The sequence below is a fragment of the Shinella sp. WSC3-e genome (assembly GCF_945994535.1).
Taxonomy (GTDB): Bacteria; Pseudomonadota; Alphaproteobacteria; order Rhizobiales; family Rhizobiaceae; genus Shinella; species Shinella yambaruensis.
Genome location: NZ_OZ000530.1, coordinates 1,546,861 through 1,570,924 on the forward strand (window position 1 = coordinate 1,546,861; position 24,064 = coordinate 1,570,924).

The 24,064-nt window shown below is 68.1% G+C and carries 19 protein-coding genes; 9 read left to right on the top strand and 10 right to left on the bottom strand.

The window, feature by feature from the left end:
- Positions 1-218: 218 nt before the first annotated feature.
- Both alaS and recA read right to left on the bottom strand, forming a co-directional pair.
- Complete coding sequence (gene alaS / locus AABF56_RS07860) at positions 219-2,879, bottom strand: alanine--tRNA ligase (protein ID WP_272805504.1); 2,661 nt, start codon at positions 2,877-2,879, stop codon at positions 219-221.
- Between the two features lie 313 nt (positions 2,880-3,192).
- Positions 3,193-4,281, bottom strand: coding sequence for a recombinase RecA (gene recA, locus AABF56_RS07865; protein ID WP_244765420.1), 1,089 nt, complete (start codon positions 4,279-4,281; stop codon positions 3,193-3,195).
- A gap of 238 nt (positions 4,282-4,519) precedes the next feature.
- On the opposite strand from recA, the gene AABF56_RS07870 reads away from it, so the two are divergent.
- A complete protein-coding gene (locus AABF56_RS07870; RefSeq protein WP_272805505.1) occupies positions 4,520-5,467 on the top strand; it encodes a carbohydrate kinase family protein in 948 nt (315 codons plus the stop codon).
- A 34-nt stretch (positions 5,468-5,501) separates the two neighbouring features.
- On the top strand, positions 5,502-6,428 hold the full coding sequence (locus AABF56_RS07875; protein WP_272805506.1) for a pseudouridine-5'-phosphate glycosidase: 927 nt from the start codon (positions 5,502-5,504) through the stop codon (positions 6,426-6,428).
- A gap of 312 nt (positions 6,429-6,740) precedes the next feature.
- On the opposite strand, the gene eno is transcribed toward AABF56_RS07875, so the two are convergent.
- From eno to AABF56_RS07890, 3 genes are all read right to left on the bottom strand, one after another.
- Positions 6,741-8,015: a phosphopyruvate hydratase gene (gene eno / locus AABF56_RS07880; RefSeq protein ID WP_272805507.1), complete on the bottom strand. Its 1,275-nt coding sequence runs from the start codon at positions 8,013-8,015 to the stop codon at positions 6,741-6,743.
- 130 nt (positions 8,016-8,145) lie between these two features.
- Positions 8,146-8,985, bottom strand: a complete 840-nt coding sequence (kdsA, locus tag AABF56_RS07885; protein WP_272805508.1) for a 3-deoxy-8-phosphooctulonate synthase — start codon at positions 8,983-8,985, stop codon at positions 8,146-8,148.
- Position 8,986: 1 nt separating this feature from the next.
- On the bottom strand, positions 8,987-9,880 hold the full coding sequence (locus AABF56_RS07890; RefSeq protein ID WP_272805509.1) for a VOC family protein: 894 nt from the start codon (positions 9,878-9,880) through the stop codon (positions 8,987-8,989).
- Between the two features lie 56 nt (positions 9,881-9,936).
- Between AABF56_RS07890 and AABF56_RS07895 the strand changes: the two genes are divergently transcribed.
- The 3 genes from AABF56_RS07895 (at position 9,937) to AABF56_RS07905 (ending at position 13,529) form a co-directional block, all read left to right on the top strand.
- A complete protein-coding gene (locus AABF56_RS07895; RefSeq protein WP_272805510.1) occupies positions 9,937-11,268 on the top strand; it encodes an NAD(P)/FAD-dependent oxidoreductase in 1,332 nt (443 codons plus the stop codon).
- A 99-nt stretch (positions 11,269-11,367) separates the two neighbouring features.
- The gene (locus AABF56_RS07900) at positions 11,368-12,108 is read left to right on the top strand and encodes a metallophosphoesterase family protein (RefSeq protein WP_272805511.1); all 741 of its coding nucleotides are present in this window, start codon (positions 11,368-11,370) and stop codon (positions 12,106-12,108) included.
- The gene (locus AABF56_RS07905) at positions 12,108-13,529 is read left to right on the top strand and encodes a serine/threonine protein kinase (RefSeq protein WP_272805512.1); all 1,422 of its coding nucleotides are present in this window, start codon (positions 12,108-12,110) and stop codon (positions 13,527-13,529) included. The genes AABF56_RS07900 and AABF56_RS07905 overlap by 1 nt, the downstream gene beginning before the upstream one ends.
- 131 nt (positions 13,530-13,660) lie before the next feature.
- Here AABF56_RS07905 and AABF56_RS07910 read toward each other — a convergent pair whose 3' ends face one another.
- Positions 13,661-14,614 carry a GlxA family transcriptional regulator gene (locus tag AABF56_RS07910; protein WP_272805513.1) on the bottom strand — a complete coding sequence of 318 codons (954 nt, stop codon included), beginning with the start codon at positions 14,612-14,614 and terminating at the stop codon, positions 13,661-13,663.
- Positions 14,615-14,715: 101 nt separating this feature from the next.
- Here AABF56_RS07910 and AABF56_RS07915 point away from each other — a divergent pair, with 101 nt between their 5' ends.
- Complete coding sequence (locus AABF56_RS07915) at positions 14,716-15,261, top strand: cysteine hydrolase family protein (protein WP_272805514.1); 546 nt, start codon at positions 14,716-14,718, stop codon at positions 15,259-15,261.
- 383 nt (positions 15,262-15,644) lie between these two features.
- Complete coding sequence (locus AABF56_RS07920; protein ID WP_272805515.1) at positions 15,645-16,796, top strand: ceramide glucosyltransferase; 1,152 nt, start codon at positions 15,645-15,647, stop codon at positions 16,794-16,796.
- A 7-nt stretch (positions 16,797-16,803) separates the two neighbouring features.
- Here the strand turns inward: AABF56_RS07920 and AABF56_RS07925 are convergent, their stop codons facing one another.
- Complete coding sequence (locus tag AABF56_RS07925; RefSeq protein WP_244765410.1) at positions 16,804-17,394, bottom strand: TetR/AcrR family transcriptional regulator; 591 nt, start codon at positions 17,392-17,394, stop codon at positions 16,804-16,806.
- Between the two features lie 119 nt (positions 17,395-17,513).
- Between AABF56_RS07925 and AABF56_RS07930 the strand changes: the two genes are divergently transcribed.
- Positions 17,514-18,737, top strand: coding sequence for an MFS transporter (locus AABF56_RS07930; RefSeq protein ID WP_272805516.1), 1,224 nt, complete (start codon positions 17,514-17,516; stop codon positions 18,735-18,737).
- Between the two features lie 279 nt (positions 18,738-19,016).
- Here the strand turns inward: AABF56_RS07930 and AABF56_RS07935 are convergent, their stop codons facing one another.
- From AABF56_RS07935 to tpiA, 3 genes are all read right to left on the bottom strand, one after another.
- Positions 19,017-20,645 carry a CTP synthase gene (locus tag AABF56_RS07935; protein WP_244765408.1) on the bottom strand — a complete coding sequence of 543 codons (1,629 nt, stop codon included), beginning with the start codon at positions 20,643-20,645 and terminating at the stop codon, positions 19,017-19,019.
- 147 nt (positions 20,646-20,792) lie between these two features.
- Positions 20,793-21,278 (bottom strand): preprotein translocase subunit SecG, encoded by a 486-nt coding sequence (secG, locus tag AABF56_RS07940; protein ID WP_272805517.1) that lies wholly within the window; start codon positions 21,276-21,278, stop codon positions 20,793-20,795.
- Between the two features lie 265 nt (positions 21,279-21,543).
- The gene (gene tpiA / locus AABF56_RS07945) at positions 21,544-22,314 is read right to left on the bottom strand and encodes a triose-phosphate isomerase (protein ID WP_272805518.1); all 771 of its coding nucleotides are present in this window, start codon (positions 22,312-22,314) and stop codon (positions 21,544-21,546) included.
- A 150-nt stretch (positions 22,315-22,464) separates the two neighbouring features.
- On the opposite strand from tpiA, the gene AABF56_RS07950 reads away from it, so the two are divergent.
- Positions 22,465-24,051 (top strand): caspase family protein, encoded by a 1,587-nt coding sequence (locus tag AABF56_RS07950; protein WP_272805519.1) that lies wholly within the window; start codon positions 22,465-22,467, stop codon positions 24,049-24,051.
- Positions 24,052-24,064: the final 13 nt, after the last annotated feature.

Sequence of the window (24,064 nt, forward strand, 5' to 3'; positions counted from 1 at the left end):
ATGCTAGGGGCAAACCTTGAAGACTTCGCAAACAAAAGCGGCGGGCCGAAGCCCGCCGCCGTGATCCGTTCCTTGCGTGCAGGGTCGTCGCATGGGGAATGAAACGCCACCCCATCCCCTTCTCCCCCGCGGGGAGAAGGGGATGGGGCAATGTCGAACTCGATATATGATCGCCTACCCTTGTGGAGGCACAGGCGATCGCGCGGCTGCGGGAAGGTTCAGCCGGCGATGGCGCCGGCAACCGCCTCGATCGCCGCGCCTGCCCTGGCGCCGTCCGGGCCGCCGGCCTGCGCCATATCGGGACGCCCGCCGCCGCCCTTGCCGCCGAGCGCTTCGGAGGCGCGGCGCACGAGATCGACGGCGCTGTAGCGGCCGGTAAGGTCTTCGGTGACGGCGACCACGGCGCTCGCCTTGCCGTCCGCCGAGACGCCGACGAAGGTGACGATGCCGGAGCCGAGGCTCTTCTTGCCGTCGTCGGCAAGGCTCTTCAGGTCCTTCGGCTCGACACCGGTGACGACCTTGCCGAGATATTTCACGCCCGCGACCTCGCGCACGCCCTCGTCGCCGCCGGCGGTGCCGCCCGACAGCGCCAGCTTCTTCTTCGCCTCGGTCAGTTCGCGCTCCAGCTTGCGGCGCTCCTCGACCAGCGCCTCGACGCGGGCGAGCACGTCGCCCGGCTGCGCCTTCAGTGTCGTGGCGAGCGCCTTCACGCGCTCGTCCTGCTCGGCAAGGTAGGCGCGGGCCGCCTCGCCCGTCAGCGCTTCCAGACGGCGCACGCCGGAGCCGACGGCGCTCTCCGAAAGGATGCGCACGAGGCCGATCTCGCCGGTCGCCGACACATGCGTGCCGCCGCAGAGCTCGACCGAATAGGGCCGGTTCGCCTTGGCGCCGTGCAGGCCGGTGCCCATGGAGACCACGCGCACCTCGTCGCCGTACTTCTCGCCGAAGAGCGCCATGGCGCCTTCCGCGATCGCATCGTCCACCGTCATCAGGCGGGTGGTGACCGGGGCGTTCTGCACGATGATCTCGTTCGCCATGTCCTCGATGACGCGCAGCTCCTCCGCCGACATGGGCTTGGGATGCGAGACGTCGAAGCGCAGGCGCTCGGGCGCGACCAGCGAGCCCTTCTGGGCGACGTGGGTGCCGAGCACCTCGCGCAGCGCCTCGTGCAGCAGGTGGGTGGCGGAGTGGTTGGCGCGAAGGCGCGCGCGGCGGGCATGGTCCACCGTCAGCGCCACGGCATCGCCGACGGAAAGCTTGCCGCTCTCGACGACGGCGCTGTGGACGAAGACGCCCTCGCCCTTCTTCTGCGTGTCGGTCACCAAAAGGCGCGCATGGTCGCTGGCGATCACGCCCGTATCGCCCATCTGGCCGCCCGATTCGCCGTAGAACGGCGTCTGGTTGACGACGATCTGCACAGTGTCGCCGGCACTGGCGCCGTCGATCGTCCTGCCGTCCCTGACGATCGCCTGCACCACGCCCTCGGCCGCCTCGGTGTCGTATCCGAGGAACTCGGTCGCGCCGTGTTTTTCCTTCAGCTCGAACCAGACCGCTTCCGTCGCCTTGTCGCCGGAGCCGGACCAGTTCGCCCGCGCTTCCGCCTTCTGGCGCTGCATCGCATCGTTGAAACCGGAAAGGTCGACATTGATGTCGCGGGCGCGCAGCGCGTCCTGGGTGAGGTCGAGCGGGAAGCCGTAGGTGTCGTAGAGCTTGAATGCGGTCTCGCCGTCCAGCATGTCGCCCTTCTTGAGCGTCACGGTGGCATCCGACAGCAGCGACAGGCCGCGCTCCAGCGTCTTGCGGAACCGGGTTTCCTCCAGCTTCAGCGTCTCGGAGATCAGGGCTTCGGCCCGCACGAGCTCGGGATAGGCGCGGCCCATCTCGCCGACCAGCGCCGGCAGCAGCGACCACATCAGCGGCTCGCGGGCACCGAGCAGCTGCATGTGGCGCATGGCGCGGCGCATGATGCGGCGCAGCACGTAGCCGCGGCCTTCATTCGACGGCAGGACGCCGTCGGCGATCAGGAAGGCGGAGGAGCGGAGGTGATCGGCGATGACCCGGCAGCTTGCGGCCGCCTCGCCTTCCGCCTTGATGCCGACCGTCTCCTCGACGGCCGAGATCAGCGTGCGGAAAAGGTCGGTCTCGAAGACGCTCTGGACGCCCTGCAGGATGCAGGCCATGCGCTCGAGGCCCATGCCGGTGTCGATCGAGGGGCGCGGCAAAAGGCTGCGCTCGCCGGGCGCCGTCTGGTCGAACTGCATGAAGACGAGGTTCCAGAATTCGAGGAACCGGTCGCCGTCCTCCTCGGGCGAGCCGGGCGGGCCGCCCCAGACGTGCTCGCCCTGGTCGATGAAGATTTCCGAACAGGGTCCGCAGGGGCCGGTGTCCCCCATCTGCCAGAAATTGTCGGAGGTCGGAATGCGGATGATCCGGTCGTCGGACAGGCCGGCGATCTTCCTCCAGAGGACCGCCGCCTCCTCGTCCTCGGAATAGACGGTCACGAGCAGCCGGTCCTTCGGCAGGTCGAAGCCCTTGGTCACCAGCGTCCAGGCAAGCTCGATGGCGCGCTCCTTGAAGTAGTCGCCGAACGAGAAGTTGCCGAGCATCTCGAAGAAGGTCAGGTGCCGCGCGGTATAGCCGACATTGTCGAGGTCGTTGTGCTTGCCGCCGGCACGCACGACCTTCTGGGCGGTCGTCGCGGTGGAATAGGGGCGCGATTCAAGGCCCGTGAAGACGTTCTTGAACTGCACCATGCCGGCATTGGTGAACATCAGCGTCGGGTCGTTGCGCGGCACGAGCGGGCTGGACGGCACGATCTCGTGGCCGTTCTTTCGGAAATAGTCGAGGAAAGTCGACCGGATCTCATTCACGCCGCTCATATCGCGTCCTTCATCTCTGCCCATTCACGCCGGAAGACCGGCGCATCACCCACCCAATGTCACTGCAACGACGGTAAAACCGCCTCGCCGGCCGGAGTGCCCGCCCGGAAGACCCCACAAGGCCGCCCTTTTGCGAATTCCGTCGAAACCGCCCGCGCCTGCCGCTTGGATGCGGAAAGGCCGAAAACCTTGGCGCGCGCGAGAACTGAAGGCTTTTATCGCCCGCCTCGGCCCCTGTCCAGACACCAAAAAACCGGCCTTTCGCGAAGAAGAGGCCGGTCTTTCCCATTTTTGCGGAACCGTTGCGCGGCGATTACATGCCGGCCGCGTCGTCGGCGTCGTTCGGATCCGGCCCGCCGTTCTCCAGGAAGCGGTCGGCGATCAGGCCGGCATTCTGGCGCAGTGCCATTTCGATCTCGCGGGCGAGGTCCGGATTGTCGCGCAGGAACGTCTTGGCGTTCTCGCGGCCCTGGCCGAGGCGCTGGCTGTTGTAGGAGAACCAGGCGCCGGACTTCTCCACGATGCCGGCCTTGACGCCGAGGTCGATGAGCTCGCCGGTCTTGGAGACGCCCTCGCCGTACATGATGTCGAACTCGACCTGCTTGAAGGGCGGGGCCATCTTGTTCTTGACGACCTTGACGCGCGTCTGGTTGCCGATCACCTCGTCGCGCTCCTTGACGGCGCCGATGCGGCGGATGTCGAGGCGGACGGAGGCGTAGAACTTCAGCGCGTTGCCGCCCGTCGTCACTTCCGGCGAGCCGTAGACGACGCCGATCTTCATGCGGATCTGGTTGATGAAGATCACCATCGTGTTCGACTTGGAGATCGAGGCGGTGAGCTTGCGCAGCGCCTGGCTCATCAGGCGCGCCTGGAGGCCCGGCAGGCTCTCGCCCATCTCGCCCTCGATTTCGGCGCGCGGCGTGAGCGCGGCGACCGAATCGACCACCAGCACGTCGATCGCGCCGGAGCGCACCAGCGTGTCGGTGATTTCGAGCGCCTGTTCGCCGGTGTCGGGCTGCGAGATCAGCAGGTTCTGGAGATCGACGCCGAGCTTGCGGGCATAGACCGGGTCGAGCGCGTGCTCGGCGTCGACGAAGGCGCAGATGCCGCCCGACTTCTGGGCCTCGGCGATGGTCTGCAGCGCCAGCGTCGTCTTGCCCGAGCTTTCCGGGCCGTAGATCTCGATGATGCGGCCCTTGGGCAGGCCGCCGATGCCGAGCGCGACGTCGAGGCTGAGCGAGCCCGTCGACACCGTCTCGATCTCGACGACGCTGTCCTTCGAGCCGAGCTTCATGATGGAGCCCTTGCCGAAGGAGCGCTCGATCTGGGAGAGTGCCGCTTCGAGTGCCTTGCTTTTATCCACTGCTTTATCCTCTACGAGCCGCAAAGTGTTCTGTGCCATTTGGTCCACCTTTAGGTTATTGAAGCAAGACAGGCAACGAAGCCGTCGATGAAAGCTATGTACACATTTTGTTCTCTTTTTGCAAGGTCCATTCATCCATTTGAATGATTTCGTGAATCGAGCGTGTGTTCTCTTTTCGTTTACGGCTGTTGAAAGCCGTGGCGGAACAAGGATGTATCCGCGCGGGCGCCTCGCTTTTGCCGGCGAATCGCGTCCCTCGCGGGAATGAAGGAAGACGATGACGGGAAAGACGATACTGGTGATGGGCGGCGCCCATGTGGACAGGCGCGGACGCATCGCCGGCGAGACGGCGCCGGGGGCGAGCAATCCCGGCGCCTGGTTCGTGGAAGCGGGCGGCGGCGCCTTCAATGCGGCGCGCAACCTGGCCCGGCTCGGCCGCACGGTGCGGCTCGTCTCGCCGCGCGGGGGCGATGCGGACGGTGCCATCGTCGCGGCGGCGGCGGAGGCGGCAGGCGTCGAGGATACGCCCTTCACCTTCCTCGACCGGGCGACGCCGAGCTACACGGCGATCATCGAGCGCGACGGCAACCTCGTCATCGCGCTGGCGGACATGGAGCTCTACCGCCTGTTCTCGCCGCGCCGCCTGCAGCAGCGGGCGATGCGCGAGGCGGTCGCGGCAGCGGGGCTGATCCTCACCGACGCCAACCTGCCGGCCGAGACGCTGGCGGCGATGACGACGGCGGCGGGCGCCGCGGGCGTGCATATCGCCGGCATCGCCATCTCGCCGGCCAAGGTGCCGCGCTTTGCGGCGAGCCTCTCCGCCCTCGCCTTCCTGTTCATGAACGAGGCGGAGGCACGCACGCTGGCGGGCGCGGCGCCGGAGGACCCGGCCGGCTGGCCGAAGGCGCTGCGCGCGGCCGGCCTTTGCGCCGGCGTCGTGACGCGCGGCGGCCGGGGCGTCGTCGCCTTCGATGCGGAAAAGGCGGTTCTCGTCACGCCGCCGGAGGCGCCCGCGCTCGGCGACGTCACCGGGGCGGGCGATTCGCTCGCCGCCGGCTTCCTCGATGCCTGGATGACCGGCCACGATATCGGCGAGGCGCTGCGCCGCGGGGTCGCCGCCGCGGCGATCACCGTGCGTTCGCCGCTGGCCGTCGCCGAAGAAATGTCGCAGGCGGCGCTTCAGGCCGCACTTTCCCTTGTGCCGGAGGCCGAAGGGATGGCATGAGACTTTTTTGCCGAAATTCCTGCAAGGACACCGCATGACCAGACCCGTTTCCACCCTCCTGCCGATGCAGTATTCGGACGAAGTCGCCGCCGCCAAGAGCCGCGGCGCACCGATCGTCGCGCTCGAATCGACGATCATCACCCACGGCATGCCCTATCCGGGCAACCTCGACATGGCCCGCAGCGTCGAGCGCATCATCCGCGAGGAAGGCGCCGTGCCGGCGACCATCGCCGTCATCGACGGCGTGCTGCATATCGGCCTCGACGATGCGCGGCTGGAAGCGCTGGCGCAGACCGAGGGCGCGATGAAGCTGTCGCGCGCCGACCTCGCCTTCGCGATCGCCGAGCGCCGCACGGGCGCGACGACCGTGGCGGCGACAATGATCGGCGCGGCGCGCGCCGGCATCAGGGTCTTCGCGACCGGCGGCATCGGCGGCGTGCACCGCAAGGCCGAGGAGACCTTCGACATCTCCGCCGACCTCGACGAACTGTCGCGCACCGGCGTCATCGTCGTCTGCGCGGGGGCCAAGGCGATCCTCGACATCCCGAAGACCCTGGAAGTGCTGGAGACGCGCGGCGTGCCCGTCGTCACCTATGACAGCCCGGTCTTCCCGGCCTTCTGGTCGCGCGATTCGGGCCTGATGAGCCCGCTGACGCTGAACAGCCCGGCGGCCATCGCCAATTTCCAGAAGGTGCGCGACCAGCTCGGCGTCGACGGCGGCATGCTGATCGCCAATCCGGTGCCGGAGGCCGACGAGATCGAACGCGAGGAGATGGAGATCTACATCGCCCGCGCGCTCGACAATGCCGAACGCGACGAGATCGCCGGCAAGGCCGTCACGCCCTACCTGCTCGACAGCCTGTTCCGCCTGACGGACGGCCGCAGCCTCAAGACGAACATCGCGCTCGTCGAGAACAATGCGCGGCTGGCGGCGGAAATCGCCGTGGCACTGGCGGACTGAGCCGCCGGCCCGGGGGCCTGCCCTTTGCGTGGGGCGATTGCACAAGGATAGGCAGTCTGCGCTTTGCGTCCCCCCCTCTGGCCTGCCGGCCATCTCCCCCTCAAGGGGGAGATTGGCAAGACGTGCAAACCTGGCTTGATCAGCACCGTTGAAGAGAGGCGAGGCGCTGCTCCATCCGATCTCCCCCCTTGAGGGGGAGATGGCCGGCAGGCCAGAGGGGGGTGCTTTGCCACATGCCGCAGCCTTGCCCTCCACAAAAAGAAACCGGCGGCAACGCTTGCGCCCTGCCGCCGGAAGATGCCGTGCAGCCGATCAGCCGCGCAGGATGCCGCGGCCGGCGTATTTCGCCTGGGCGCCGAGCTGTTCCTCGATGCGGATCAGCTGGTTGTACTTGGCGGTGCGGTCGGAGCGGGCGAGCGAGCCGGTCTTGATCTGGCCGCAGTTGGTGGCGACGGCGAGGTCGGCGATCGTCGAATCCTCGGTCTCGCCCGAGCGGTGCGACATGACGGCGGTGTAGCTCGCCTTGTGCGCGGTCTCGACGGCGTCGAGCGTCTCGGAGAGCGAGCCGATCTGGTTGACCTTGACGAGGATCGAGTTGCCGACGCCCATCTTGATGCCGTCGCGAAGGCGCGCCGAGTTCGTCACGAACAGGTCGTCGCCGACGAGCTGGACCTTTTTGCCGATCTTGTCGGTCAGCGCCTTCCAGCCGTCCCAGTCGTCTTCCGCCATGCCGTCCTCGATCGAGAAGATCGGGTATTTGCCGGCGAGCTCCGCAAGGTAATCGGCCATGGCGCCCGGCTCCAGCGTGCGGCCTTCGCCTTCCAGCACGTACTTGCCGTCCTTGAAGAATTCGGTCGAGGCGCAGTCGAGCGCGATGAACATGTCCTCGCCCGGGCGGTAGCCGGCCTTCTCGATCGACTTCATGATGAAGTCGAGGGCGGCGGGGGCGGAGGCGAGGCCCGGCGCGAAGCCGCCCTCGTCGCCGACATTGGTGTTGTGGCCGTCCGCCGCAAGCTGCTTCTTCAGCGTGTGGAACACTTCCGAGCCCATGCGCACGGCGTCGCGGACGGTGTCGGCGCCGACCGGGACGATCATGAACTCCTGGAAGTCGATCGGGTTGTCGGCATGCGCGCCGCCATTGATGATGTTCATCATCGGCACCGGCAGGACACGGGCGTTCGGGCCGCCGACATAGCGGTAGAGCGGCAGGTTGGCGGCTTCCGCGGCGGCCTTGGCGACGGCGAGCGAGACGCCGAGGATGGCGTTGGCGCCGAGGCGCGCCTTGTTCGGCGTGCCGTCAAGCTCGATCATCGTCTGGTCGACGGCGATCTGGTCCTCGGCGTCGAGCCCGCCGATCGCCTCGAAGATCTCGCCGTTGACGGCGGCGACGGCGTTTTCGACGCCCTTGCCGAGGTAACGCTGGCCGCCGTCGCGCAGTTCGACGGCTTCATGCGCGCCGGTGGAGGCGCCCGACGGAACGGCCGCGCGGCCGAAGCTGCCATCTTCGAGATGCACGTCCACTTCGACGGTGGGGTTGCCGCGGCTGTCGAGAATCTCGCGGCCGATGATGTCGATGATTGCAGTCATGGAGATCGTCCTGTTCCGGGGTTTATAAATCGATTAAAATCCACTTTTAATCGAGGATGCAGAAATTACAATGGCGTGCGTCGCCTTGGGAAAAACGGATGGCATGTCTCCATGTCATCCGTTTGAAATGTCAGGCCTTGGCGATGTCGTCGAAGGCGACGAGCTTTTCCAGGAGCCGCGGCATGTCCTTCAGGTGCACCATGTTCGGGCCGTCCGAGGGGGCGTTGTCCGGATCCTCGTGGGTCTCCACGAAGAGGCCCGCGATGCCGACGGCGATGGCCGCGCGTGCCAGGGTCTCGACGAACCGGCGGTCGCCGCCGGTCGAGCCGCCCTGCCCGCCCGGCTGCTGCACCGAATGGGTGGCGTCGAAGACGACGGGCGCGCCGAGCGAGGCCATGATCGGCAGCGAGCGCATGTCGGAGACGAGCGTGTTGTAGCCGAAGGAGGCGCCGCGCTCGCACAGCATGACGTTGGGGTTACCGCTCTCGGTGAACTTCGCCAGCACGTTCTTCATGTCCCAGGGCGCCAGGAACTGGCCCTTCTTGACGTTGATCGCGCGGCCGGTCCTGGCGGCGGCGACGAGCAGGTCCGTCTGGCGCGACAGGAAGGCCGGGATCTGCAGGATGTCGACCGTCCCGGCGACGACGGCGCACTGCTCTTCCGTGTGGATGTCGGTGAGGACAGGGAAGCCGAAGTCCTTCTTGAGGTCGGCGAAGACCTCCAGCGCCTTTTCAAGGCCGATGCCGCGCTTGCCGGAGAGCGAGGTGCGGTTGGCCTTGTCGAAGGAGGACTTGTAGACGAGGCCGAGGCCGAGCTTGTCGGTCATCTCGACCAGCGCCCCGGCCATCATGTAGGCATGGTCGCGGCTCTCCATCTGGCAGGGGCCGGCGATCAGCGAGAAGCGCTTGTCCTGGGCGAAGGTGACCTTCTTGGCGCCTTCGCCGACGACGACGGTGGAATTGGTGTTCATCTCATTCTCCGAAGACAAGGAGGACGCCCTGCCCGGGTGCCGGCGGCACGAGGAGGCGGTTGTCCCGTTTATGGAAGGCGACGCCGCGTTCCGTCAGGAGGCGCTCGCATTCCGCTGTATTTTCAACCTTGAAGACGACCGCGCGCCCTTTCAGGCCGCGATCCGTGCCGGCGACCGGCGCGATCCCGTAAAACCCCTCCAGGCCCGCATCGTTGAGCACGGTGATGCGCCCGCGCGGCGTATCGACGGACATGCCGAAGGACAGGGCCTCGACCGCGCGCTCGTCGGCCGCCTCCTGCACGAGATACTGGAAATCCGTCGGGTTCTGTTCCGAAAGGACGACCTCCGACAGGGCGGTGACGCCATTCTCGTGCGCCTCCAGCGATTTGCGGTCGGCCGGCAGCGGCAGGATGCGCTGCGAGGCGAAGAAGAAGAAATCGGGGCTGCGCAGGTCGGCGGCGAAGGCAAGGCGGAAGCTGCCGGTCGCGCTGGTCCCGTCGGGCAGCAGCATGTCGCGGGAAAATTCCAGCACCTCGCCGCCGGAAAGGCCGGCATTGGTATAGCGCTGGTCGTCCTCCCAGGCATCGCCGCTCGCCATGGCGATGGCGGAAAAGCCCTCGAGGCCGCGGCGGAAGCGGAAGGCCTGGTCACGCGCCACGAAGACATTGCCGCCGCGCGCCGCTTCCTCGCATTCCTCGCGGTTGGCGATGCCGAGCGGTTCGAGATAGGAACCGTCGGCAAGGAAGACGCAACAGTTCTCCGTGCCGAACGGGTGGCGGGCGTCCCTGGCGACGGTGAAGCCGAGCGCGGTCAGGCGCGCGCGGGCCACCCCGAGGTCGGACACCGGCAGCACCAGATGGTCGATCGGGCGGGGCGTTCTCGAACTCACGGTCATGGCGAAAAATCCGGCGTGTTTCAGGCGCCCCGTGCTTTGCCCGCTTTCGGCGCGCAATGCAAGCGCCAGCACGGCCCGCCGCGCCCTGCGGGAACTTTTCCGCCACCCGATCATTTCCCGCAGCGTCCCCGCACCGGAGCCCGCCCATTTCCAGATCCCGCGACATCACCCGCCAGCGCGACCTCCACGAATCCCGCCCCCTCTGGGCCGGTTCGCCGCGCCTTTCGCTTCGCGCGCGGCCAAGGCCGTCGCGTACCGACTATGACGTCATCATCGTCGGCGCCGGCATTTCCGGGGCGCTGATGGCCCATGCGCTGGCGGACGGCACGCGCTCGGTGCTCGTCGTCGACCGGCGCCTGCCCGTGCATGGCAGCACGCTTGCCAGCACCGCGATGATCCAGCACGAGATCGACATCCCCCTCTCGAGGCTCTCGGACATGATCGGCGCGCCGAAGGCCCGCCGTGCCTGGCAGCGCTCCGCCCGCGCCGTCGAGCGCCTGTCGGGCATCGTCGCCGATCTCGGCCTCACCTGCGGCTTCGAGCGCAAGCAGACCCTGTTCCTCGCCGGCGAGGCCTATGGCCGCCGGGCCCTGCGGGAGGAGGCCGAGGCGCGCGGCGCCGCCGGCATCGCGGCGGAATATCTTGACACCGCCACCCTTGCCGAACGCTTTTCGATCACGCGCACCGGCGCCATCCTCAGCGACATCTCCGCCGCGGCCAATCCGGCGCAGATGGCCGCCGGCATCCTGCGCGCGGCGATGGCGCGCGGCGTGGAGCTCGTCAGCCCGCTGGAGATCACCGACCTGCGCAGCGCCGCGGGCCGGGTGTTCCTGGCGACGGCGGAAGGACGGATCCTGTCGGCCGGCCACGCCGCCTTCTGCTCCGGCTACGAGTTCCTGGAGGCCGTCGCCGACAAGGAGCATGCCATCGTCTCCACCTGGGCCCTCGCCACCCCGCCCGGCACCACGCTGCCGGACTGGCTGAAGACGTGCATCGTCTGGGAGGGCGCCGACCCCTATCTCTATCTCCGCCGCACGCGCGACGGACGGCTGATCGTCGGCGGCGAGGACGAGGACAGCGCCGAGGCCTATGCGTCCGCAAGGAAGCTGCGGCAGAAGGCGGCGACCATCCGCCGCAAGGCCGAAACCCTGCTCGGCCTTGCCCTGCCGGAGCCCGACCACGTCTGGGCGGCCCCCTTCGGCATCACCCGCACCGGCCTGCCGCTGATCGGGCGCGTGCCGGGCCTCGAGAATGTCTTCGCCGTCATGGGCTTCGGCGGCAACGGCATCACCTTCAGCCAGATCGCCGCCGAGATCGTCGCGGCCGGGATCGCCGGCCATGCCGATGCGGATACCGACCTCTTCGCCTTCCCCAGCCGCCAGACTTGACGAAGCGAAGGTCCGGCCGGCCGATATTCCCCTTCCGTTGAATGGCTGCAGGCGCAAAGCCGGGTTATGCTCGCCCGACGTCGACGAAGCCGGACTGCCATGCTGCTTGCCATCCTCTCCGATATCCACGCCAACCGCGAAGCCTTCGAGGCCGTGCTCGCCGCCGTCGAAGGCGCCGGGGCCGACCGCCTCGTGCTGCTCGGCGACATCGTCGGCTACGGGGCGGATCCGGAATGGTGCGCGGAACGGGCGATGGCGCTTGCCGCAGGCGGCGCCGTCGTGCTGCGCGGCAACCATGACGAGGCGGTCGGCAATCCCGCCGTCTCGATGAACCCGACCGCGACCTTCGCCCTCGAATGGACGCGCCGCCAGCTCGGCGGCGAAAGCCGCGCCTTCCTCGCCGCCCTGCCCTTCGAGGCGCGCGAGGGCGACTGCCTCTTCGTGCATGCCGATGCCAGCGCGCCGCCCGCCTGGAACTATGTGCTCGACGCCAGCGATGCCGGCCGGCACCTAGCGGCCTGCGCGGCGCGCGTCAGCTTCTGCGGCCATGTGCACAAGCCGGCGCTCTATTCGACGGCGCCGGGCGGCAGGGTCACGCATTTCCGCCCTGTCGCCGCCACCCCCGTGCCGCTCCTGCCGCAGCGCCGCTGGCTCGCCGTCATGGGCTCCGTCGGCCAGCCGCGCGACGGCGATCCCGCGGCCGCCTACGCGCTCTACGACACACAGAGCGCCGAGCTCCGCTTCCAGCGCGCCGCCTATGACGTGGAGCGCGCGGCCGGGAAGATCCGCGCGGCCGGGCTGCCGGCCTCGCTCGCCGACCGGCTCTTGCGGGGGCGCTGATGGTCAAGGCACGGCTGAAACCCGGCGATGTCATCGACGGCTTCCTCATCGAGGCCATCGCGCACAATGGCGGCATGGCGCGCATCTGGGCCGTGTCGCGGCCCGACATCGATTTCCCGATCCTGATGAAGGTGCCCGTCATCGGCGAGGGCGACGATCCGGCCGCCATCGTCGGCTTCGAGATGGAGCAGATGATCCTGCCGCGCCTGTCCGGCCCGCATGTGCCGCGCTTCGTCGCCAACGGCGATTTCGCGACGCTGCCCTATATCGTCATGGAGCGCCTGCCCGGCACCTCGCTCTATCCGCTGCTGGAGCGCCTTCCGCTGCCGCCGGAGGAGGTCGCCGCGCTCGGCGCGAAGATCGCCGTCGCGCTCGATTCGCTGCACCGCCAGCATGTCGTGCATCTCGACCTGAAGCCCTCCAACGTCATGTTCCGCGAAAGCGGCGAGGCCGTGCTGATCGACTACGGCCTTGCCCGCCACATCCACCTGCCCGACCTGATGGACGAGCAGTTCCGCCTGCCCTACGGCACCGCGCCCTACATGGCGCCGGAACAGGTTCTCGGCACGCGCAGCGATTTCCGCAGCGATCTCTTCGCCCTCGGCGTCCTCCTGTACTTCTTCGCGACCGGCGAGCGTCCTTTCGGCGATCCGCAGCGCCTGAAGGGCCTGAAGCGGCGCCTATGGCGCGATCCGCTGCCGCCGCGCGCCCGCAACGCCGCCATCCCGCCCGCCCTGCAGGAGGTCATCCTGCGCTGCCTGGAGGTCAACCCCGCCTGGCGCTATCCGAGCGCCGCCCAGCTCGCGCTCGACCTGCAGGACCTTTCCGCCGTCAAGCTGACGGCACGGGCGGAGAAGATGAAGCGGGACCCGCTCGGCATGGTGCTGCGCCGCCGCTTCAACCCGGTGCCTATCGAGACCGTCAAGCCGCAGACCGCCGAGGCCCAGCTCGCCAATGCGCCGATCGTCGCCGTGGCGATCGACCTTGCCGCCAGCACGCCGGACCTTGCCGACGCCATGCACAGGACCGTCGCCCGCATCATCGAGAACACGCCGGACGCCCGCATCGCCTGCATCAACGTCTTGAAGATCAACCGCATCGCCATCGACACCTCGCTGGACGAGGAAGGCCGCAACAAGCATGTGCTGCGCCTGGTCGAGTTGCGCACCTGGTCGACAGGCCTTGCCGTCCCCGGCGGCGGCATCACCTTCCATGTGCTGGAGGCCGTCTCGCCGGCCGACGCCATCCTCGATTATGCGCGGGAAAACTATGTCGACCACATCGTGATGGGCGCGCGCGCCGAATCGGCCATGCGCTCCATGCTCGGCAGCGTCTCCGGCGAGGTCGCCGCCCACGCCCCCTGCACCGTCACCGTGGTGCGCAACCGCCCGCGGCCGGGAGGGGCGCCCGATACGGGGTGAGACCCTAAGGAGCGGCAGTCGCGAGTGTAGGGTGGAGCGTGCCGCAATCCCCCCTCTGGCCTGCCGGCCATCTCCCCCTCAAGGGGGATGGCCGGCAGGCCAGAGGGGGGCACCTCGTCAGCCGCGCGCGCTCACGAACGGAACCGCTTGCGATACTCCCCCGGCGTCAGCCCGACGATGCGGGCGAAGACTTTCCGGAAGGCGCCGGGATCGTTGTAGCCGACATCGAGCGCCACGCGGTCGACGGAGCGCGTGGTGAACTGCAGGTGCTCCTGGGCCTTGGCCACCCTCAGGCGCTGGCAATAGTCCGTCGTCGTCAGCCCCGTCGCCTTGCGGAAGCGTCTGAGGAAGGTGCGTTCCTCCAGCCCGGCCTGCGCGGCGAGCAGGTCGAGGCCGATCTCGCGCGCCTCGCTCGCCTGCAGGAAATGCTGCACCTTCAGGATCGCCGCATCGCCATGCAGGAGGCGCGGCGAGAAGGTGCTGTAATAGCGCTGCTCGCGGCCCGGCGGATCGATGACGAACTGCCGGGCGATCTCCAGCATGATCGTCGGCCCGAGGAAGCGGTCGATGAGCTTCAGCCCGAGATCGACCCAGGCCATCACGCCGCCGGCCGTCACGATGTCGCCGTCGTCGGCGAGCAGCCGGTCGGTATCGACGGTGACGTCGGGAAACCGCCGTTCGAACGTCTCGGCGATCACCCAGTTGGTGGTGATCGTGCGGCCGGCGAGAAGCCCCGTCTCGCCCAGGAGGAAGGCGCCGGCGCAGATCGAGGCGAGCTGGATGCCGCCCGCATGGCATTCGCGCAGCCAGGCGGCAAAGGGCGCCGCCTCCTCGCGCCGGATCGGATCGCCGAGCGCCGGCGGCAGGACGAGCACGCAGGGACGCGACGCCGCGTCGCCCTCCGCGTCCACCCGCACCGGCACGCCGTCCTCCAGCCGCCAGTGGCTGACGGTGAGGAGAGGCCCTGCCCGCCCCTTCTTCCGGCCGAGTTCCATCGCCGACCGGAAGAGATCGGTCATGCCGAGCACGGCGGCCATCTGCACGCCGGGATAGAGAACCAGTCCGATCTCGGCTGCACGCGCCATGTCACTTTCACCCCGGATTATGTCGGTCCCGCCAATGGCGAGAGATGGCAGGCCGGGGGCAGAATGTCCACATCGTCCATCGCCTGCAAGAAGGAACCGCCATGAGCAAGCGCGCCATCATCATCGTCGACCTCCAGAAGGACTATCTTTCCTCCGGCAGCTTCGCGCTGGCGGGCATCGATGCCGCCGCCGCCAATGCCGCGCGTATCGTCGAGGCCGGGCGCGGCAGGGGCGACCGGATCATCCATGTCCACCACGTCGCGAAGGAAGCCGCCTCGCCGCTCTTCGCCCCGGGCACGGAGGGCATCGAGCCGATCCCGGCCGTCACGCCGCGCGAAGACGACACGGTCATCGTCAAGAACCATCCGAATTCCTTCCGCGGGACGGCGCTCGACGAGACGCTGCGGGACGGCGGCATCGAGGACGTGGTGGTCGTCGGCGCGATGAGCGACGTCTGCATCGACGCGACGGCGCGCGCCGCCGCCGACCTCGGCTACAACCTCACCGTCGTGCACGACGCCTGCGCCACGCGCGACAAGGCCTTCGGTGATTCGCTCGTCCCGGCCGCCCAGGTCCACGCCACCATCATGTCGGCGCTGGAATTCGGCTACGGCAAGGTCACCACGACCGCCGATTTCCTGTCATAATCCCCGGCAACGGCCGTCCCTGCCCCGGGCGCAAGGGCTATCGCACAGGCAAGGAAACCGTCGCCACATCCCCTTCTCCCCCGCGGGGAGAAGGTGCCGGCAGGCGGATGAGGGGGATGGCGAAGGCAAGAAAAGCAAAGGATTCGTCCGTATCGCCCCCTCATCCGACCCTTCGGGCCACCTTCTCCCCAGGGGGAGAAGGGAAGAAGACGATGCCGCATATGGCCCGGCCCTGGCAGGCGCGGTCTGTGGAGCGCGGACACCCCCGCCAAAGCCCGTCGCGCCGCCCGTCATTCCCCTGTCATGGGACGATGGTGTCTCTTCGCGCGTGAATGCACCCCGGCGGCCGCATCGTGATCCGGCGCCCAGCGGAGTACGCGTGAATGGATACGGCTCAGGCCCTGGCCCTTGCCTCGGGCGCCCTCGTCGCCACCAACCTCCTCAGCATCCTCATCGCCGGTAAGCGGCTGAAGCCGACGGGCGCGGCGCCGCCCGAGATCGAGGAGAGACCGCCCGTCTCCATCGTCATTCCCGTGCGCGGCATCGAGAATTTCTCCGCGGAGACGCTGGAGCGCGCCTTCCGCCTCACCTGGCCGGACTACGAGCTGCTCTTCTGCGTCGCCCATGCGGGCGATCCCATCGTGCCGCTGATCGAGGCGGCGGCCGCCGCCCATCCGCATGTCGCCGCGCGCATCCTTGTCGGCGATGATCGCATCAGCGCCAATCCGAAGCTCAACAATTGCGTCAAGGGCTGGCAGGCGGCGCGGCACGACTGGGTGATCCTTGCCGATTCGAACGTCCTGATGCCGCCCGATTATATCCGGCACCTGATGGGCGGCTGGCGCAGCGATTCGGGCCTCGTCTGCTCGACGCCGCTCGGCTCGCGGCCGGACGGCTTCTGGGCGGAGGTGGAATGCATGTTCCTCAACACCCAGCAGGCCCGCTGGCAATATGCCGGCGAGGCGCTCGGCCTCGGTTTCGCGCAGGGCAAGAGCATGCTCTGGTACAAGCCGATGCTCGATGCCAATGGCGGCATCCAGGCGCTGAACGCCGAGATCGCCGAGGACGCCGCCTCCACCAAGCTCGTCAGCCGGCTCGGCCTCAAGGTGCACCTCGTCTCCTCGCCCTTCGAGCAGCCGCTGGGGCGGCGCACCGGGCAGGAGGTCTGGTCGCGCCAGTGCCGCTGGTCGCGCCTGCGCCGCGTCACCTTCCCCGCCTTCTTCAGCCCGGAAATCCTGCTCGGCGCCGTCCCGCCGCTGCTTCTCGCGCTCGCCGCGGTGCTCCTCGGCGTTGCGCCGGTCCTGCCCGCCGTGCTGCTCGTGCTCGCCGGCCTCTACCTGCCGGAAGCCGCCCTTGCGCTTGCCAAGGGCTGGCGGCTTTCCCTGTGGTCCGTGCCGGCGATGATGGTGCGGGACGCCATGATGCCGGCCATCTGGCTGCGCGCCTGGATCGGCGGCGCCATCGACTGGCGCGGCAACACGATGACGATAGGCACGAATGCCTGCGAATTGAAGGAAGCGCCGGCAGGGCCGTAGGCGGCCCTCAGCCCTTGACGCGCAGCCCCTCCAGCAGCGTCCGGAACCCCTTGACCGCCCGCCTGGAGGTCTCCTCCGGATCGTCGGACTTGGCGATCCACAGGGCGGCATGGCTGCTCGCCCCGTTGATCAGCCGGGCCGCCGCCTCCGTGTCGATGTCCCCCATCACGCCATCGGCCTTCAGCTGCTCGATGCTGCGGCTGAGGGCGGCGATGCAGCCATTGTTGGTCGGCCATTGCGAGACGTCGCCGAGCACGGCCGGCCCGTCGCGGAACATGATGCGCTGGATCTCCGGCTCCAGCGCCATCTCGATATAGGCGACGCATTCCGCGACAAAACCCTGCCAGCGGTCGGGCGCCGCGGCCGAGATCCGGTTGAGCCGCAGGGTCATTTCCGCGTCAATCTGCTGGATCACCGCCTGGAGCAGCCCCTTCTTGTCGCCGAAATGGTGGTAGAGCGCGCCGCGCGTCAGCCCGGCCCCGGCGGTGAAATCGTCCATCGAGGCGGCGGCATAGCCCACCGTGCCGAAGGCCTGCCGTCCGGCGGCGATCAGCTTGGCCCGTGTTTCGGCGATCATTTCCTCACGCGGCTTGCGCATGGCGTCTCCTCATTCACATACGCCGCGTATTTTATTTGACATACGCCACGTATGCAACTATCTCTTCAACATACGCCGCGTATGTAATTATCGAACCCGTCCCTTTCCAGGAGCAGGCCATGTCCAACCCCTACAAGGAAATTTTCAGCGTGCCGGGAACGAAGTCGTTCTCCGCCGCCGGCTTCCTCGCCCGCCTTCCCATCGCCATGGCGCCGATCGGCATCGTCGCCATGCTCTCGCAGACCCACGGCGAATACTGGCTCGCCGGCGCGGTCTCCGCCACCTTCGCGCTCACCAATGCGCTCATCGCCCCGCAGGTCTCCCGCCTCGTCGACCGCTTCGGCCAGGCCGCGGTGCTGACGCCCGCCACGATCGTCTCCGTCCTCGCCTTCCTGGCGCTGATAACCGCCACCCACCAGGGCTGGCCGGCCTGGACGCTCTTCGCCTCCGCCTTCCTCGCTGCCGCCATGCCCTCCATGCCCGCCATGCTGCGCGCCCGCTGGACGGAGATTTTTCGCGACAGGCCCGAGCTCAACACGGCCTTCGCCTTCGAATCGGCCGCCGACGAGCTGGTCTACATCGCCGGCGCCTCGCTCTCGGTCGGCCTTGCCGTCGCGCTCTTCCCGGAGGCCGGCATGCTGGTCAGCACCGCCTTCCTCGCCGTCGGCACGCTCGCCTTCGTGCTGCAGCGCGCGACGGAGCCGGCCGTGCAGCATGTCGCCGGCAGCGCGCCGCAGAAATCGGCGATCCGCCTGCGCCCCGTCCAGATCATCACGCTCGCCCTCGTCTTCGTCGGCGCCACCTTCGCGACCGCCGAGGTCTCGGCCGTGGCGATCACCAAGGACCTCGGCCAGCCGAACGCCGCCAGCCTCGTCATCGGCGTCTATGCCATCGGCTCCTTCGTCGTCGGCCTCGTCCTCGGCGCGCTGAACCCGAGGATGGCGCTGCAGAAGCAGCTGATGATCGCCGTCGCCGTGCTGGCGCTCACCGCCCTGCCGCTGCCCTTCGCCGGCACGGTGCCGCTGCTGGCCTTCGCCGTCTTCGTCAGCGGCATCGCCATCTCGCCCACCTTCATCACCGCCTTCGGCCTCGTCGAACGCCGCGTGCCGTCCGCCATGCTGACGGAAGGCGTCACCTGGGTGACGACCGGCATCGGCATCGGCATGGCGCTGGGCGCCTTCGTCGCCGGCTGGGCGGTGGACAATTTCGGCGCCCAGAACGGCTTCTGGGTCTCCGTCGCCGCCGGCCTCGGCGCGGCGCTCACCATCGGCATCGGCCAGCGCGTCCTCGCCGGCCAGAATCCCGACGACGGGATCGGCGCCCTCGCCCAGGCGGCCGAATGACAAAAGCAGGAAGCCCGGCAGAAATGCCGGGCTCCTTCCATCGCCAAGGCAATCAACCTCTCCGAACCACGGGTGCGTGTGGATCCTCGGGTCAAGCCCGAGGATGACGGAAAGGTGGTCCTTCCAAAAGCAAGAGCCCGGTGTCGCCACCGGGCTCGATTCTTTGACAAGCCTCTCCCAGCCCTCTGCCGTCATCCTCGGGCTTGACCCGAGGATCCACCACCGCACCCGCGGCATGGCTGGTCGGGTCTGGCCCGACAGACGCGAAGGAGGCTTTCCTCAGACGAGGCGGCTCTGTTCCAGCGCCGCTTCCACGAAGCTCGCGAAGAGCGGATGCGGATCGAGCGGGCGGCTCTTCAGCTCCGGGTGGTACTGCACGCCGATGAACCACGGATGGTCGGGATATTCCACCGTCTCCGGCAGGATGCCATCCGGCGACATGCCGGAGAAGACGAGGCCGCAGCTTTCGAGCCGGTCCTTGTAGTCGACATTCACCTCGTAGCGGTGGCGGTGGCGTTCGGAAATATCCGTCGAGCCGTAGATGTCGGCGATCTTCGTGCCGCCCTTCAGCGCCGCGCGATAGGCGCCGAGGCGCATCGTGCCGCCGAGGTCGCCGGACGCCGAGCGCTTCTCCAGCTCGTTGCCCTTCACCCATTCCGTCATCAGGCCGACGACGGGTTCCGCCGTCTTGCCGAATTCGGTCGAGGAGGCCTTCTCGATGCCGGCGAGGTTGCGCGCCGCTTCCACCACCGCCATCTGCATGCCGAAGCAGATGCCGAAATAGGGCACCTTGCGCTCGCGGGCAAAACGCGCCGCGTTGATCTTGCCCTCCGACCCGCGCTCGCCGAACCCGCCGGGAACGAGGATGCCGTGCACCTTTTCGAGGTAGGGCGCCGGGTCCTCTTTCTCGAAGACCTCCGACTCGATCCATTCGAGCTTGACCTTGACGTGGTTGGCGATGCCGCCGTGATACAGCGCCTCGATCAGCGACTTGTAGGCGTCCTTGAGGCCGGTATACTTGCCGACGATGGCGATCGTCACCTCGCCCTCGGGCGTCTTGATGCGATCGGAAACGGTCTGCCAGGCTTCGAGGCGCGGCTTGGGCGCCGGCTCGATGCCGAAGGCGGCCAGCACCTCGTCGTCGAGGCCTTCCTTGTGATAGGCGAGCGGCACGTCGTAGATCGACGCGACATCGAGCGCCTGGATGACCGCCGTCGGGCGCACGTTGCAGAACAAGGAGAGCTTCCTGCGCTCGGCTTCCGGGATTTCCCGGTCGGCACGCACGAGCAGGATGTCGGGATGGATGCCCATCGCCTGCAGCTCCTTGACGGAATGCTGCGTCGGCTTGGTCTTCAGTTCGCCCGCCGCCGGAATGTAGGGCATCAGCGTCAGGTGCACATAAACCGCGGTGCCGCGCGGCAGGTCGTTGCCGAGCTGGCGGATCGCCTCCATGAAGGGCATGGCCTCGATGTCGCCCACCGTGCCGCCGATCTCGCAGATGACGAAATCGTAGTCCTCGTTGCCTTCGATGACGAAGTTCTTGATCTCGTTGGTGACGTGCGGAATGACCTGCACGGTCGCGCCGAGATAGTCGCCGCGGCGTTCCTTGTCGATGATGTTCTTGTAGATGCGACCGGTGGTGATGTTGTCGGTCTTGGTGGCCGAGCGGCCGGTGAAGCGCTCGTAGTGGCCGAGGTCGAGGTCGGTTTCCGCACCGTCGTCGGTAACGAACACCTCGCCGTGCTGGGTCGGGCTCATCGTGCCCGGGTCGACATTGAGATAGGGGTCCAGCTTCCTGAGGCGGACGCGGTAGCCGCGGGCCTGAAGGAGAGCTCCGAGTGCAGCGGCGGCAATGCCTTTTCCGAGGGAGGAGACCACGCCGCCTGTGATGAATACATATCGCGCCATGGGAGTCACCGGATACCTTTTCAAAATCGATTCCGCCACCGAAAAATCACCTTGGGCGTGATTTCGGAAGTCGCAATCGGCGTTTTACACAAGAAGAAGGCCGGTTGGATTTCGCCAACCGGCCGGTTCGTTTTCGGTCCTTGCGGCTTACTGGCCGCTCGGGACGCCGGAGTTCTGCTCCGTGCCCGTTGCAGCGCCCGTGCCGGTGCCCGTCGCGGGCGTGTCGCCGGTGCCGGTCGCCGTGCCGCCATCGGTCGGAACGGCGTCGGTGCCGGTCGTCGCGGGCGTCTGGTTGGTCGTGTTGTTGTTGTTGTTCTGGGTGCCTTCGCCCTGCGATGCGCCGCCGAGCGCGTCGAGCACGCCGCCGGTGCCGGTCGTGCCGGGGATACGGTCGAGGATGTCGGTCGGCTGCGTCTCGTAGCGGGCAAGGATGCCCATGCCGAGCGCCAGCACGAAGAACAGCGTGGCGAGAATCGCCGTGGTGCGCGTCAGGGCATTGGCCGTGCCGCGCGCCGACATGAAGCCGGAGCCGCCACCGATGCCGAGGCCGCCGCCTTCAGACCGCTGGATCAGCACGACGCCGATCAGCGCGACGACGACCATGAGATAGATGACGAGCAAGATGGTCTGCATGTTTTCGGTATCCCGGCCAGATGGCCCAAATGTCAGGTTTGCGGCTCAATATACCAAGCCGCGCACCATTCCAAGCCCTAGCTGTCGATCCGCCCGCCCTTTTGGCCGAAGCGGGTCAGGGTCCCCCCCTCATCCGGCCCTTCGGGCCACCTTCTCCCCGCGGGGGAGAAGGAAACGGGGCGCTTGCGGCTCTCCCCTTCTCCCCCGCGGGGAGAAGGTGCCGGCAGGCGGATGAGGGGGCGACCCGAAACGGGCATTATGAAAGTCAGGCGGTCAGCGCTTCGTATGCGCGGTAGATGGCAAGGAAGTCGTCCGATTTCAAGCTCGCCCCGCCGATCAGCGCGCCGTCGACATTGGCGACGCCCATCAGCTCCTGCGCATTGCCCGGCTTCACCGAGCCGCCGTAGAGGATGCGCATCTTCGCGCCCTCGCCGGCAAAGCGGCCGGTCAGCTGCGCGCGCATGAAGGCGTGCGCCTCCTCGACATCGGCCGCCGTCGGCGTAAGCCCCGTGCCGATCGCCCAGACGGGCTCGTAGGCGATGACGGTGTTTTCCGCCGTCGCGCCGTCCGGCACGGAGGCCGCGAGCTGCGCCTTCAGCACGTCGAGCGTCTTGCCCGCCTTGCGCTCGTCGCCGGTCTCGCCGATGCAGATGATCGCGACGAGGTCGTTCGCATGGGCGATCTCCGCCTTGGCGCGCACCAGCGCGTCGCTTTCCTTGTGGTCCGTGCGGCGCTCGGAATGGCCGACGATGACATGGGTGCCGAAGCAGTCGGCGATCATTTCCGCCGAGACGTCGCCGGTATGGGCGCCGGAGGCCTTCTCGTGGCAGTCCTGCGCGCCGATCATCAGCGGGCTGTCGTCGCAGAGCGCGGTGGCGACATAGAGCAGCGTCGCCGGCGGGCAGATCAGCGTCTCGACCTTGTCGGAAAGCGGCCCCTTCACGCCTTCGGCCATCGCCTTGATCTGGTCGAGCGATGCGCGCGTGCCGTTCATCTTCCAGTTCCCGGCAACGAGCGGGGTTACATCCGGTGTCATGGGGCCTCCCTGTCCTTGAAATTCGCGTGGCTTGCGGCGTAGCAAATCGAAGGCCGCAAGGAAAGCCGGATAGTTCCGGGTGAAGGCGAATAGGCCGCCCCCGTCGGACGTAACATCCAAGGCGCAGCGGGCGCCGAGGGGAAGGCGAAGATGCGGCGCACAGGTTCCTCGACAGGTTTTTTCCTCGTGCTTCTGGCGGGGCTTTTCCTCGCCGGCGGCGCCGTCGCGCAGGCTCCGACCGCCGAGGAGAAGACGCGCGGCCTGATGGGCATCAAGACCAGGGTCGAGGCCGGCACGACCGCCGAGGCGGCGCAGGCCGTCCCCGCCGCCGCGGCAAGACGCGTCGCGCTGGTCATCGGCATGTCGGCCTATACGGCCATATCGCCGCTGCGCAACACCGGGGCCGACGCGCAGGCCGTTGCCGACATGCTGCAGCGGCTCGATTTCTCCGTCGATCTCGTGGTCGATGCCCCCCTCGCCCGCATGCAGGACACCATCGTCGCCTTCGCGCGCAAGACCGAGACCGCGGAAGTCGCCCTCGTCTATTATGCCGGCCACGGCGTCGAGGCGGCGGGGGAGAACTATCTCGTGCCCGTCGACGTCAAGGTCGACGACCCGGCGACGATCCCGCAGCAGGCCGTCAGCCTCGCCTCCGTCCTCGCCAGCGTGGAAAGCGCGCGCAAACTGCGCATCGTCATCCTCGATTCCTGCCGCGACAACCCGTTCCCGACGCTCGTCGGCGCGGCGGCGGCAAACGGGGTGACGCTCGGCGGCGCCGGCCTATCGGCGCCCGATCCCGCCCAGGGCATGATGGTCGTCTACGCCGCGGAGGGCGGCAAGGTGGCGCTCGACGGCGACGGCGCGCACAGCCCCTTCGCCACCGCCATCCTCGAAAGCCTGCCGCGGAAGAATGTCGAGATCGGCCTCGTCTTCCGCCAGGTCCGCGACCGGGTGATGGCGCTCACCGCCAACCGCCAGCAGCCGCATTTCTACGGCTCGCTCTCGGGCGCGCCCTATTTCCTCGCCGGCGAGGACGCCGCCGTCGCCGGCCTTGCCGACAAGGCCGCGCAGTGGCAGGCGCTCAAGCCGGACCAGGAGCAGCAGCTCGCAGCGCTCGCCGGCGAAGGCGACACCCGCGCCATGATCGGCCTCGGCTACATGGCGCTGACGCCGGACACGCAGAAGTTCCAGCCGGAAAAGGCGTTCGGCCTTTTCAGCAGGGCGGCCGAGGCGGGCGATGCCGAGGCGATGTTCGAGCTGGCGAAACTCCACGAGAAGGGCATCGGCACCGCGCAGAACGTGCCCGAGGCCATCAGGCTCTACCGGCGCGCCGCCGATCTCGGCTTCGCCGATGCCATCAACGATCTCGGCTTCCTCTACTATCAGGGCGCGGACGGGCTGGCGCGCGATCCGAAGAAGGCGGTGGAGCTCTTCATCCGCGCGGCGGACCTGCGCCACCCGCAGGCCATGTTCAACGTCGCGGCGCTGATCGACGACGGGCTGGTGCCGGGCAGGACGCCGGAGGATGCCGCCGCCTATCTCTACAGCGCGCTGCGCTCCGGCGTGAACGACGTGCTGGAGCAGCTCACCACCCGCCCGACCATGTTCAAGCCTGCGACGCGGCGCGCGCTCCAGGCGGAGCTGCAGCGCAACCGGTTCTATGCCGGCGCCATCGACGGGGCCATCGGCGCGGGCACGCAGCGCAGCATGCGCATCGCCTTCGGCCAGACGGAATAGCCGGACGAAACAG